A 15,703-nucleotide genomic window follows, 5' to 3' on the forward strand; every position below is an offset into this window, starting at 1 on the left:
TGGGAAATTGATTTTGAGTACTGAAAAGATTACGGATGAAATTATTAATTAATATTTGGAGCATAATAAAAAAAAATTATTAGAATACCACTAACTTCCTCATTTAAAAATATTCAATTTTTACACACTTTTAGTTTATTGAAGAGCTATGAACATTCAGTTCGTTGTAATTGTTTATTCTGGTTTTTAATTCAAAATAAACATAAAATAAATCTTCGTTACACTATTATTCTTTAGATGAAACAATCCTAATTTGATGTTAAACTTTGTAAATAATAAATATTATTTTATAATATTTATTGTCACTCAGCAAAAAACAAATGTTAAAATGGATATAAATTAAAAATAAAGAGAAAAACAATATAATTTAAGCATTGATATAAAGAAACTAAATTTTCCAATTAATTTATTTAACAAGCATGAACAAGAATAGACTAAACAAACATAATTTAACTGAAGGAGATTTTAAAAATTCAAAAGACATTGCTATTGTTGGAATGAGTTGCAGATTTCCAGGCAATGCAAATACTCCAGAAGATTTTTGGAATCTCATTGAAAACAAGGTAGATGCAATAGAAGATATTCCGAAAGAACGCTGGGATACAGAACGTTATTACGATCCTGAAAAAAACACCAAAGGTAAAATGTATACAAAACAAGGTGGTTTTTTAAAAGATGTAGATTTGTTTGACAATCTGTTCTTTAAGATATCTCCATTTGAAACAGAATCTCTTGACCCTCAAGTAAGATTAATGCTTGAGTTAGGTTATGAAGTTATAGAAGACGCTGGATTTGATTCTGATAAATTGAAAGGAAGTGCTACAGGTGTCTTTATAGGAATGACCATTGTTGACTATATTGAAAAAGATATTCGCTCTCCAAACCCAACATCTATTAATGCTTATTCTGTAACGGGTACTCAAATGTCATCTGCTTCTGGTAGGATATCATTTGCATTTGGTTTAGAAGGTCCTAGTATTACTTTGGACACGGCTTGTTCGTCATCGCTTACAACAGTGCATCTTGCATGCCAAAGTTTGTTATCAGGGGATTCTAATCTTGCTATTGCGGGAGGAGTAAATCTTATTTTATCGCCTAAATATCATGTTGCCTTTTGTGAACTAAATGCATTGGCAGATGATTCAAGAAGTAAAGCATTTGATGCCTCTGCTAATGGTTTTGTTAGATCTGAAGGTGCAGGACTTGTATTATTGAAGAGATATGAAGACGCTGTAAAGGATAAAGATAACATCTTAGCTGTAATTAGTGGATCTGCAATAACTAATGATGGAACCAGTAAAGGGTATACAGTTCCAAAAATGGAATCCCAAGCAAAAGCGATACGTACAGCAATGGATATGGCTATGGTTGGGCCTGATGATATAGATTACTTTGAAGCACATGGAACAGGTACTCCAGTTGGTGATCCCATTGAGATGGAAGGTATTGTATCTGCATTTAAGGAAAGAAAATCTGATCAGAAATTGTATGTAGGTTCTGTTAAAACTAATATAGGACATTGTGAATCTGCTGCTGGTATTGCTGGACTTATAAAATCGGTACTAGCACTTCAAAACAATAAGATACCTTCCAATCTTCATTTTAACACTCCAAATCCAAACATAGACTGGGCTAATATTCCAGTTCAAATACCTACATCTACAATAAAATGGCTGCCTAATGAAAAAACAAGATATGCTTCAGTGAGTGCATTTGGTTTAAGTGGCACCAATGTCAATGTTATTCTAAAAGAAGCTCCAAAAAGAGAATTTTTAAATAACCCAATTATTAAAGAAAAGGAACAATATATATTGCCTTTAGCAGCTGCAAACAACCCAGCACTCAAAGTGCTAGCAGGACATTATATTAATGCTCTTAATGTTTCAACAGAAAATGAATGGAAAGCTCTATGTGCCGGTGTAGCTTTACACCGATCTCACTTGGGGTGTAGGTATGCTGCAAAAGGCAAATCTAAAGATGAATTGATAAAAAGCCTTAAAGAATGCATCGAGAATGATCTTGGAGTTTCCAGTAATGGTGGTGATAAAAAAATAGTTTTTGTATTTCCTGGTCAAGGTTCACAATGGATTGGGATGGGATGTGAACTAATGAAAAAAGAACAAGTATTTAAAGAATCTATGCACGAGTGCGATGCAGCTTTAAGCCATTTTGTAGATTGGTCATTGCTAGAAGAAATTGCTAAAGATGAAAACAACAGCCGATTTAATGAAGTAGACTATATACAGCCAATACTTTTTGCTATTGAGGTTTCAATGGCAAAGTTATGGGAATCATGGGGTGTAAAACCAGATGTAGTGGTTGGACATAGTATGGGTGAAGTTGCTGCAGCTTATATTGCTGGTATTCTTAGTCTTGATAATGCCGCTGAAATAATTTGTAAACGTAGCTCCCTTGCAAAAACAGTAAGTGGTGAAGGTGCTATGCTACTTGTTGAATTAAGCTTTGAAGAAGCTCAAAAAATTATAATAGGGCATGAAGAGCTTGTTGCCATTGGTGCTTGTAATGGTCCTCGATCAACAGTGCTTTCAGGAAGTTCGTCAAGCATTAATGAAATTGTGACTTTATTAAATGAGAAAGAAATATTTAATCGTTTAATTAAAGTTGATTATGCTTCACACAGTCCTCAGATGGATCAATTGAAACCAAAACTCCTAGAGGAAATTAAAAATATAAACCCAAATAAAGGTTCAGTTCCAATTTATTCAACAGTTCATAATAAAATGATGGATGGAACTGATTTTAATTCACAATATTGGACGGATAACTTACGTAAACCTGTTTTATTCGCTCAAGCGGTTGAACAATTGTTAATAGAAGATGATTGTGTTTTTGTTGAAGTAAGCCCGCATCCAATTCTAGTCCAATTAATTGAACAGGGAATTGAGCAGTATAACAAAGTATCTTCTTATGTTATTCATAGCACTAAAAGAGATATTTCTGAAAGTAACGAATTTATTAATAGTTTTAAAAACCTTTATGAAAATAGCGTTAGAGTTGATTGGACTAAATTTTATGAAAATGCAATTGTTAGTCATGATCAACTTCCAACTTATCCATGGCAAAAAGACCGTTTTTGGATTGATAGTGCTGAAACATCTACAATTGGTTATTCATCTGGAACAATACATCCTTTTTTAGGTAGAGAGATAAAATTTGCAAATGATAAAAATATCATATACTGGGAAAGTGTAATTGATTTAGCTTCTTTGCCTTACCTGAAAGATCATCAGGTTAAAGACACTGTTATTTTTCCTGCGGCAGGATACTTGGAGCTGATTTATGCTGCTATGCGCCAATCATTTGGAATGGGTTTTCATCAAATATGTGATATAAATTTTAAGCAACCTCTTTTGTTAGACACAATTGGGAAAGTAGTCCAAGTAATTATAAATGTAGAACGAAAAAATTGTATACATTTTGAAATCTATAGTGCGAATACAAATGAAGCATCTACATCTTCATGGGAATTTCATTGTCAAGGGAATGCTTTGCTATTTATAAATGAACCTGAACTTTCATCTGTTAAAAATGTTTTTCCTTCAAATTTTGCTGATTTTCCAGCTCATTTCAACAAAGAAGAACATTATAAAATGATGGAAAATGGAGGTGTTTATTATGGAGAAAGGTTCCGTGGAGTACAAGAAATATGGGCAAATTCGGAAATGGTAATTGGAAAAATCAATGCTATAGATAAAATTAAGGAATCAGCAAAGTATTATCATATACATCCCGCTATTTTAGATGCCTGTTTTCAAGTTTGTATGGCTTCACTTTCTAGACAAGAAAAAGACATCAATGAAACTTACTTACCTTCAGCAATAGGAACTTTTTATAGCAAACCTGATGCAAATTTCGAAAAACCTTTATGGGTTCGCATTGACAATGTCAATGAAGCAGAAATTGTTTCAGATGTTCACACTAAGAATATTAAAATCTTTGATGAAGAAGGAAACACATTGATAATTATTGAAGGCTTCTCGTTTAAAAAATTAAAAGAAGAAAATGATCGAGTTGTAAGTGATACTTTTTACAAATTTGCTTGGAATAAAATTGATCCAGATACAAAACAAGCTAACACAAAACAACCAAAAACATGGTTGCTTTTTGAAAACGATGAAAATGTGTGTAAGGATCTAATTGTTTGTGCAAATGAACAAAACGATCGTGTCATAATGGTAAGACAAGCTGATGAATATGCCATGCTTTCAGAAAATACATCACTTGTTTTTGAATTAAATATTAATAAAAAAAATCATTTTCTTGAACTTTTTTTGGAATTGAATCGTCAAGATATTTCAATAACTGATGCCATTTATTTATGGGGTATATCAAAAAATAATTTAAACTGGGATGAAGCTGAACAAATTTATATGGGATTGATTTATTTGATTCAGGCTTTAAATGAAACAAAATGGGAAATATTTCCAAAATTAACCGTACTTACTTCAGGATCTCAACAAGTAATAAGCGATGAGAAAGTAAATATCTTCTCAGCTCCACTTTTTGGAATGACGAGAGTTGCTTTTCATGAGCATTCCGAATTTGATTGTACTAGAATTGATCTTAGTGACAACCCAAAGAATGATAGCAAATTGTTATCTAATATACTTTATTTGGGTTCTGAAGAAAAAGAATTAGCTATTCGGGAAAATAATTTATTTGCTCACCGACTTAACCATTACGAGATTCCGAAATTCAATGATACAAATAACACTAGTCTAAGAACTCTCCCTGCAGACGAGGCTGTTTCATTCCAATTTGTTACTGACGAACCTGGGCTATTAGATAATATTACAGTTAGAGAAACAGAAATAAAAAATCCAAGTGACGATGAGATTGAAGTAAATGTACAAGCTGTTGGCCTCAATTTTATGAATGTGATGTCAGCCTTGGGTATTTATCCAGGTTCTCCAAGAGGATTTCTTTGTTTGGGTATTGAATTTGCAGGGGTTGTTAATAGAATAGGTACAGAAGTAACCAACCTTAAAGTTGGGGATCGGGTGATAGGATTGAGTCCTCAACATGATTGTTTTGGAAAGTACACAATTTGTAAATCGCTACAAGCTGTAAAAATTCCTGATCATATGAATTTTCTTGATGCCGCAACAATTGCTGTGGCGTATGGAACTGCGTATGCATGTTTAATAGCCCATGGGAATCTTAAAAAAGGAGAAAGGGTTCTTATCCATTCTGCTACGGGAGGTGTTGGTATAGCAGCAATTGAGATTGCTAAAAATGCAGGAGCTGAAATTTATGCTACAGCTGGAACTGAAGAAAAGAGAGAACTGTTGAGAAAAATGGGTGTAAAATATGTGATGGACTCTCACTCTCTTGATTTTGTGAAAGAGATTAGAAATTATACAAATGGAGAAGGAATTGATGTTGTATTAAATTCTCTTACAGGTGAAGCAATGATTCAAAGTATTAAGCTACTTCGTGGATTTGGACGTTTTCTTGAAATAGGTAAAAAAGATGTTTATGAGAATAGTAGTTTAAAGATGGATATTTTTAAAGAAAGTATTAGCTATACTTTCTTTGATCTTCATAAAATGTTAAATGAAAGACCTGATTTGGTTAGAGGGCATCTTGATAGTGTAATGGAGCATTTTGAAAATGGACATTACGCAGCAATTCCAAAAACTGTTTTTCCAGCCTCTGCTATGTTAGAAGGTTTTAATATGATGGCTAAAGGACAGCATGTTGGTAAAATTGTTTTCGATTTAAATGATCCATTGTTGATGGTAGAACCAGCCAAAACAATGTTTTCAGAAAATGAAACTTATTTGATTACCGGGGGAATGGGTGGATTAGGTTTTGCTCTTGCAGAATGGATGTGTGAAAAAGGAGCTGTTAATATCGTGCTTGTTGGAAGAAATAAACCTAGTGATGCAAGACAAAAAGAAATTAATAAGTTGATTGCAAGAAAAAAGAATATCTTAGTTCTTAATGGAGATATAAGTAATACTTCAGATGTAGATTTAATCTTGAATAAAATAAGATTATCAATGCCCGAACTAAAAGGTGTCTTTCATGCAGCTGGATCTTTATCTGATAGTTCAATTGCAAAATTAACTGTTGAAACATTTAGAAAACCGATAGATGTAAAGATTCATGGAGCGTTGAATCTTCATAATGCTACATTGAATGATAACTTAAGATATTTTGTTCTTTTCTCTTCAGTAGCATCAACAATTGGTTCTATGGGACAAGCAAATTATGTAGCAGGTAATGCTTTTATGGATGCTTTGTCAAAAGAAAGACAATCACTCAAACTTGCTGTTAACTGTATCAATTGGGGACCAATTGCAGACATTGGTCTTGCTGCTGAACAGGATATCCGTGGTAGCCGACTTGAACAAGAAGGTATCTCTAGCTTTAAAGTAAATGAATATATTGAAGCTATTGAATTGGTATTAACAAACCAATTAACGGATGTAAATGTATTTAATTTTGACCATGCCAAATGGGTAGAGAATAATCCTTCTTATGTAGTTGATAAACTTCTTGATAATCTTGCAAATTCTAAACAGATAATCACTGAAAATAGTTTTGTGCAAATGCTCAAAGAATCTGCTTCATTTGACGAATCTGTCTTAATGATGGAAGTCGAACTTCAAGAAATTTTAGGAGCAATTCTTAAAGCTAATCCAGGAAAAATTGATAAAGACCTTCCTTTCGTTAATCTTGGATTAGATTCACTTATGGCTATTCAATTTAGAAATAAATTGCAAAAATTAATTGGTATTCAAATCTCTATTACTACGTTTTGGAATTATCCAAAAATTCATCTTTTAGCTCAGTATTTATTAAATGAGTTAAACATCAAAACGGAATTGTTTTCAACTGAAGAAAAAGTAATTATGAACTCTGATAAAGAAATTGATCTTTTAATTGAGGAGATGTCTGATTCAGAATTGCTTGAAGAACTGGACCGAGAACTAAATAATCTCTAATAAAATTAGACACTGCAACCAATTAAGAAATAAGCAACACAAGTATGGAAAAGGAACAACTAACTGAAAAACTCAAACAATCATTGAGTGTAATTAAAAAGCTAAAAAATGAAGTTCAGAAGTTAAAGGAAAATGATGGACCTATTGCTGTAATTGGTATGGCCTGCAAATTACCAGGTGAAGTGAACAATACTGAAGATTTTTGGCAATTATTGCTAGATAAAAAGAGTGGAATCGTTGATATTCCATCTGATAGATGGAATGTTGATGATTTTTATGACGAAAATCTTTCTGTTGCAGGAAAAATGTGCGTTCGAAAGGGAGGTTTTATTAATAATGTCGATTTATTTGATGCACATTTTTTTGGGATTTCTCCTATTGAAGCAGAAGCGCTGGATCCTCAACAACGGATACTTCTTCAAACCACTTTTCAAGCAATAGAATCTGCAGGTATACCTACAGACAAGTTAAAGGGCTCATCATCTAGTGTCTTTATAGGAATAGCTTCACCTGAATATATGCAGCAAAGAGCAGCAACAAAGCAATATCATTTAATGGATGTTTATGATGTTACTGGAAATACTCCGTGTACAGCAGCAGGAAGAATATCTTATACCTTCGATTTAAAGGGCCCTAATCTTGCACTCGACACTGCATGTTCTTCTTCACTTGTAGCTGTACATTTAGCTTGTAGCAGTTTGCATAACGGCGAATCGGATTTGGCTATTGCAGGAGGAGTTAACTTAATGTTACAACCAAATGCACATATAATTTTTTCGAAAATGGGAGCTCTTTCTCCTGAAGGGGAATGTCGTTCATTTGATGCTAATGCTAATGGATTTGTTCGAAGTGAGGGCTGTGGTGTTGTTTTGTTAAAAAGATTAAAAGATGCAGAAAGAGACGGAGATAATATCCTTGCTATTATTAAAGGTTCAGCTCTCAATCAAGATGGAAAAAGTAATGGATTAATTGCCCCTAACGGTTTAGCTCAGCAGGAGGTTCTAAAAAGTGCCTTGTTAAAAGCAAATATGACCCCTTCTGAAATTGATTATATTGAAACTCACGGTACTGGTACACCTCTTGGAGACCCTATTGAAATAGAAGCTATAAATAAAGTTTATGGTAAAGACAGAATAAATAAAAACACTCTACATATTGGTTCGGTAAAAACGAATGTTGGACACTTAGAATCAGCCTCAGGAATAACTTCTTTTATAAAGGCTGTTCTTTCCTTAAAGAATAGATGTATTCCTGCCAATCTTAATTTTAAAACCCCTAATCCACATATTGAATGGATGGATTTTGTGAAAGTTCCCATAGAGACAATTAAGTATGATATAGTTGATAAACCTATGGCTGTTGGTATTAGTGCATTTGGCTTTAGTGGTACAAACGCTCATGTGATACTTGAAGAGTATAAAACCAAAATAGACAACTCGGAAGATTCTTCAAAAAAACATATTGTTTTTTTATCCGCTAAAACAGATAAAAGCTTGCTAGATATAGCAACTAGATATAAAACATTCCTTAAAGCTAATAGTCAAATATCACTTTCTGATTTTTCATATACTACAGGAATTGGGCGATCTCACTTTGCAAAAAGATTAGCAATAATTGCGTCTTCAACATCAGATTGTTTTGTTCAGTTAGATCAACTCCAAAATCCTAAAAATGAGAGTATGGTAATTTCTGGACTATTCCCAGAAAGCATAAAGTTAATTACATCATTTTTATTTAGTGGTCAAGGAACACAATATTCTGGAATGGGTAAAGAACTTTATCATAGCCAACCTGTTTTTAAAGCAGCTGTTGATGAATGTATAGAGTATATAGATAAAGAGATTGAATTTTCGTTTTTAGATCTGTTGCTAGGAGACGATATTAAACAAGATCTAAATAAAACGGAATGGGCTCAACCCGCAATTTTCATTATAGAATATGCTCTAACTAAATTATGGGAATATTGGGGAATTAAACCTAATTATGTTCTAGGACATAGCATCGGTGAGTATGCAGCGGCTTGCTATAGTGGAATTTTTAGTTTGCAAGATGCATTAAAACTGATTACAGCAAGAGGAAAATTAATGAACGGATTGAAAAATCCTGGTAAAATGATTTCAATTGTAGCGAATGAAGGGCAAACAAGAATAATCATAGACAAATTTGAACAAGTTTCTATCGCAGCAATAAACGCTGATGATAATGTTGTGCTTTCTGGCGATGCAAAACAGATCGATGAAATCATTTCAATTCATGGAGAGCAAATTAAAATGAAAGAACTTAATGTTTCACATGCATTTCATTCTTCCTTAATGGAACCTATGATTGAGGAATTTAGCAAACTTTGCAAAACAATTACTTATAACACCTCTGCAATACAAATTATTTCATCCGTAACAGGGAAGATTATCACAAATGAAATGAGTACTTCCGATTATTGGGTAGATCATGTAATTAAAACCGTAAAATTTAAGAACGGTCTAGAAACGCTTATAAGCTTAGGAGCAAATGTATTCCTTGAAATTGGTGCAGACACAGTTTTAAGTGGCCTTTCAAAAACAAAAGTTGATCAAAAAACATCTTTAGTAATTTCAAGCCTTAAAAAAAATAGAAACGACAATGAAAATATTCTTTTTGCTTTAGCTCAATTATATGTTAATGGAGCTAATGTTTTTTGGCAGAATTTTTATCAACATTCTAAAAATTCAAAAATAAGTATTCCAACATACCCTTTTCAAACCAAAAGATACTGGCTGGAGAATAACATAGAGAAAGAAATTGCTATACATAATAAACCGAATGAACACCCTCTTTTGGGAAGTAAAAGAAAACTTGCAGGGAGTATAAATACATATATCTGGGAACAGCAATTTAATCTAAAATCAATATCATATCTGTGCGATCACAAAATAGAAAACACAATTATTTTTCCAGCGGCATGTTATACAGAAATGGCTGTATCGGCAGTAAAAGAACTTAGCAGCCAGAAACATATTGAACTTCATACGATTAAATTTGAAAAAGTCTTTATTCTGAAAGATGAAGAAATTTATGAACTTCAAATCCAAGTAAAAAAAGAAGATAATAATTTTCATTTCAGCATTTATAGTAGAACTTTTAGAAAAGAGAAAGACTCTGAATGGGTATTCAGGATGAGTGGAATGGCAATTACAAAAGAAGATACTAAACAAAGTGTAACTCTTGATATAGAAGCAATAAAAAAGAGGTCCTTAAGACAGTTGTCGGGTGCTGCTTTTTATGCTGATTGGTACAAATCTGGAAACCATTGGGAGAATACTTTTAAAGGCGTTTCAGAAATTTGGATTGGTAAAGATGAAATACTTTCGTTTAGTAAAACTCCAGTTGATATACTTGGTCAAATGAAAGATTATCATTCGCATCCTGCATTAATGGATATATGTGGGCAACTGCTTGCTGCTGGAATTGAAGGAACAAAGGAAAGTGCTTTCGTTGGGAAAGGAATAGGTGCTGTAAAAATACATGATCATTTATCAGGCGATGCGTTTTGGAGTTATGCGAAGATATTAAATAACGATGCAATTAATAGAAAACTTATAGGTGATGTTCAGGTGTTTAACTCTGCAGTCGAATTGGTTGCGGAGACTACTAATGTAGAATTTGAATTTATTGGTAGTCAATCAAATGAAATAAAAATAGAACAATGGATTCATGAAGTAGAATGGATCGATATGGATATAATCTCTGAAGCAATAGAACAAAAAGATTCATGGCTTATATTCGATCGTACTAAAATACTAGGGGCTAAATTATTTTCATCAGTAAATCAACATGGACTAAATGCGACTGTTATTGAAGAAATAGAAGGACTTAAAACATGTATTGAAAATAATCAAAAAATTATTTATTTCCCACAAAATATAATTGGAGAATCATCAGATTGCCTTAATGAAATTTATTTAATTATTCAGGAAATTGAAACCATTATAAAAACAATTACTGATTATAATGGTGAAGCAATAAAGTTATGGGTGATTACCCATGGAGCATGGAGCTACTCTCCTGAAGAAAAATTACTACATGCCAGTTTATGGGGTTTTGTCAAATCACTTGAGTTTGAAAATGAAAAAATTTGGGGAGGTATTATTGATGTTGAAAATTCTAATTCAGAAAAATTTAATTTTGAGCAAATTCTTTCTCTTATTTATCGTGAACAAAAGGAAAAACAAATTCTTATTGGTGAAAATTCTATACAAGTTCCTCGCTTGAGAAAAGCAAAAATTACTCCTCCTTCAAACGAACTAAAATTTCGAAAAGATGCCACATATATGATTACAGGTGGTCTTGGAGATTTAGGCCTTCTGACCGCTGAATGGATGGTTAAAATGGGGGCAAGAAGACTTATTCTTACAAGTAGAAATGGCTTGCCTTCTCGAAATAAATGGAAAGATATAGATTCCCTTTCAAAGATTGGTAATAAAATAAATGCAGTAAAAAAACTAGAGCTAAATGGAGTTCATATTGAAATATTAAAACTTGATGTAGCGGACGAAAAAAAAATCTCAACTTGGTATGATGAATATTGTTCTGCCTCTTTTCCCCCTATTAAAGGAGTTATACATGCAGCAGGAAATGTAAGTTATACGCCTTTTGGAGAATCGAATAATCAAGAGGCAATGGAGCAACTTAGCCCAAAAATTTTAGGAGCAATTAATCTGGATAAAATTTTCAATAATGATCTGGACTTCTTTATTATGTATTCTTCAGCATCAGCAATACTTCCTTCACCAGGTTTAAATATTTATGCAGCTGCTAATAGTTTTATGGACGCACTTGCTTTGTCTAGAGCTAACCGTGGATTAAAAACATTAAGTATTAACTGGGGCGCATGGTCTGATACTGGCCTTGTAAATGAAGCTTTAAAAAATCAAAAATCAAGTTATAAGTTAATGAATCTTATTTCGCCAAGTCAAGGGATGAGTGTACTTGAGTTGGTTTGGAATTCATCTCTTGGTAGGTTAGCTGTATTGCCAGTCGATTGGCCATCGTGGACAACTTTATTTCCTTCATCAGCAAATATGCCATTTTTTAATGAAGTGATTGAATTTATTAATCCGATAAGGGATGATAACTCTGTATGGATTGATTTTTTAAATGAATTCAATGGCAATCAGGAAGCCACAATTTTAGAAATTGAAAAATATTTGATTCAAAAAATAAGTGTATTATTGAGACTAGATAAGGGAGATATAAGTACACATATTTCTCTTGCCGAATATGGACTAGATTCAATGATGGCTATTGAACTTAAAAATAAGATAGAAGCTAACCTTAAGGTAATCCTTAGTATGGTTGATTTAATACAAGGTCCTAGTATCAATGAATTGGCTATTATCATTGCTGAACGTCTAAATAACAAAATTGAAACTATTACAGTTGAAGCAAAACATCAAGAATTATCTTCTGAAAAAAATTATAGATTAAGTGCTGGTCAAGAATCCTTATGGACTCTGTATCAAATGAATCCTTCAAGTTCTGCTTACAATGTAGCTTTTACAACAAGGATTATAAATGGTTTGAACTTGGATAAATGGAAAGAAGCAATTGAGATTATTGTTAATCGTCATGAAACATTGCGAATTTCATTTAGTATATCTGAAACAGGAATTCATCAAACTTTGCGCCCTTTAGGACAAAAAAAATCATTCAGTTTTAATCTCATTGATGCAAGTAATTGGGACAATGAGAAATTGTACGAACAGGTTAAATCTGCTTATGAAATACCATTTAATTTAGAAAACGATCCTCTTTTAAGAGTTGATATGTTTGATGAAGGAAAAGGTTCATTTGTCATGTTGCTTACATTGCATCACATATGTTGTGATGGTTGGTCATTATGGGTATTGCTCGATGAGTTGAAGGAAGTTTATTCATCACTTTGCATAAATAAAGAAACCAATCTAACGGAAAAGATTTTCAGTTATTTTGATTTTGTTTCTTGGCAAGATGAAATGCTATTAAGTAATGAAGCTGATAGATTATGGCAATTTTGGAAGAAACAGTTGGAAGGAGAACTTCCTGTTTTAAATTTACCTGTTGATTATCCAAGGAGTTTAACAACTCAAAATGTAGGAGCAACTTATAGATTTGATATTGATAAAGATCTAGTAGAAAAACTCAAGGAATTTTCTAAAAAAGAATCAGCTACACTTTTCATGTCAACTTTAACCTTGTTTAAAATACTACTTTACAGATATACTAATACTGAAGATATTATTATAGGCTCACCAGTTTCAGGTCGTAGTAAAATGGAATTTGCTGGACTTGTAGGAGACTTTATAAATATGACTGTTGTTAGAACAAAACCATCTAATATTCTTTCATTCAGGGAGTATTTAGGAAAAGTAAAACAGACTGTACTTGATGTGCTTTCTAATCAGGATTTCCCTTTCCCTTTAATTGTTAAAAAATTAAATCCAAAAAGAGAAGCAGGGCAAACCCCAATTTTTCAAAGTATGTTTAGTCTACAAAAGCCTCAAAAGTTTGAAGAAATTATTGCACTTATGGAAGGAGATAATGTGAAGTGGGGTGAATTAGAACTTAGCCCGTTTAATATGCCTCAGCAAGAAGGACAATTTGACATCACGCTTGAATTGATTGAGAATAACAACGGCATTGCTGGTGTTTTTAAATATAATTATAAGTTGTTTAACGAAAGTACTATTGTTAGAATGCAAGAACAATATGTAAACTTGATGCGTGCATTTTTAGATAATCCAGATCAGCTTATATCAACAGTTTCTATGCACAACAAAGTGACTGAGGATACGATTCTGAAAAAATGGATCGGTAATAATATTGAATTACCAGAAAAAGGTATTAATACACTTATTGAAGAACAAGTTGATAGAAATGCAACAGCAATTGCATTGGTTGATGGAGATGAAGAGCTTAGTTATTCTGAATTGGATTGCAGAGTAAATCAGTTTGCTGCTTACTTGATATCCAAGGGAGTTAAAAAAGGTGAATTGGTTGGAATTTGTACTGAAAGATCTTTTAACATGGTGATATCTATTCTAGCTGTGCTTAAATCAGGTGCAGCTTATGTTCCGCTTGATCCTGATTTCCCTGTAGACAGGTTAAATTTTATCACTTCAGATTCTAATATCTCTTATCTTATTACAGAAAATAACCACTTTAAGTTATTTGGTGAATTCAGTGGAATTGTAATTGATTTAGATCAAGAATCTAGAAACATTGCAAAACAGTCTTATGAACAAAATAGTATCACTGTGTATTCTGATGATTTGGCATATGTAATATATACATCAGGTAGTACAGGTAGACCAAAAGGAACATTAATTACTCATGGGAATGTTGTTAATTTTTGCAATGGAATGAATACTTCGCTTGGTTCTGATCCAGGAACACTACTTGCTGTAACCACAATTTCTTTTGATATAGCTGTTTTAGAATTGATATGGACTTTAACCAATGGATTTAAAGTTGTTTTGCAAGAGAATAATATAAAAAATTTGGCTACTCCATCTATGGATTCTTTAACAAGTTTAAATGAACTGGAAAATAGTAATCCATTACCTGAAGCACGAGCAAATAAAATTTACAGCATTGTTGAAAATATTATAAAAAATAAAGTATCTCATTTACAATGTACACCTTCATTAATGCGTATTTTGATAAATGACGATAATACTAGGAATGAATTAAAATCGCTTAAAAAAATTATGTTGGGGGGAGAAAAGCTTCCCTTGGAGTTGATAAAAAAAATAAATGCTGTATCTGAAGCAGAAATTTTCAATATGTACGGACCAACAGAAACAACAGTATGGTCATCCGTTAAAAAAATAGACAAACAGGCAGCTAAGATTACTCTTGGTTCACCTATTGACAATACACAATTTTATATTCTTGACTCTTTTCTCAATCCTGTATCAGAAGGAATGTTAGGAGAATTATATATTGGAGGAAAAGGTGTTACGGCTGGATATATAAACAGGCCAGATTTAACCGAGGAAAAATTTATAAAAAATCCATTCAGTGGTTACCACACTTTTTTATATAGAACAGGCGACTTAGTGCGTTATGACAGCAATGACGAAATTGAATATATTGAGCGTGCAGATTTACAAGTAAAGGTAAATGGTCATAGAATAGAAATAGAGGAAATAGAGATTATACTTAACCAGATGCCACAAGTCGAACAGGGTGTAGTTGTCTGTGTGAAAAATGATGAAAATGACGCGCTCGTGGCCTGCATAGTGGTCAGTGAAGGGGAAAAGTTAGATGTCAAGGCACTCCGTTCACAATTAAAAATGGTTCTTCCCTCATACATGATTCCTGGATTTTTTCATATTATTCCTGAAATTCCATTGACTGCTAATGGAAAGATTAATAGGAATGTATTACAAAATTTAGATATAAAAATCTCATCTCAAAATGAATATGTAGGACCGAGAAATGATTTAGAAGAAAAGTTGGTAAATATTTGGAAAGAGCTGTTAAATGTTCAAAGAGTAGGTATTTATGACGATTTTTTTGAGTTGGGTGGACACTCGCTTTTAGCCGTAAAACTTATTTCTGAAATTAGGAAAATAATTGAAGTAGATATTGAAATGAGGCTATTATTTGAATTAACAAACATAGCTTTGATTTCAGAATACATAGAAATGACAAAATTAAATTTACTAGATACTTCTAAAGTTTATCAAAAAATTGAATTATAAAAAACA

The 15,703-nt window shown here is 32.5% G+C and carries 2 protein-coding genes; both read left to right on the forward strand.

Going from position 1 to position 15,703, the window contains the following annotated elements; translation table 11 throughout:
* The first annotated feature begins 419 nt into the window (after positions 1-419).
* Positions 420-6,974, forward strand: coding sequence for a type I polyketide synthase (locus HALO113_RS03185; RefSeq protein ID WP_159777638.1), 6,555 nt, complete (start codon positions 420-422; stop codon positions 6,972-6,974).
* A gap of 44 nt (positions 6,975-7,018) precedes the next feature.
* Positions 7,019-15,697, forward strand: coding sequence for a type I polyketide synthase (locus HALO113_RS03190; protein ID WP_159777639.1), 8,679 nt, complete (start codon positions 7,019-7,021; stop codon positions 15,695-15,697).
* Positions 15,698-15,703: the final 6 nt, after the last annotated feature.

The organism is Flavobacterium sp. 9AF, assembly GCF_902506265.1.
GTDB lineage: Bacteria > Bacteroidota > Bacteroidia > Flavobacteriales > Flavobacteriaceae > Flavobacterium.

Bases quoted from the DNA above. Each gene is read 5' to 3' on its own strand.
- HALO113_RS03185 (WP_159777638.1), top strand. From the start codon at position 420: ATGAACAAGAATAGACTAAACAAACATAATTTAACTGAAGGAGATTTT.
- HALO113_RS03190 (WP_159777639.1), top strand. From the start codon at position 7,019: ATGGAAAAGGAACAACTAACTGAAAAACTCAAACAATCATTGAGTGTA.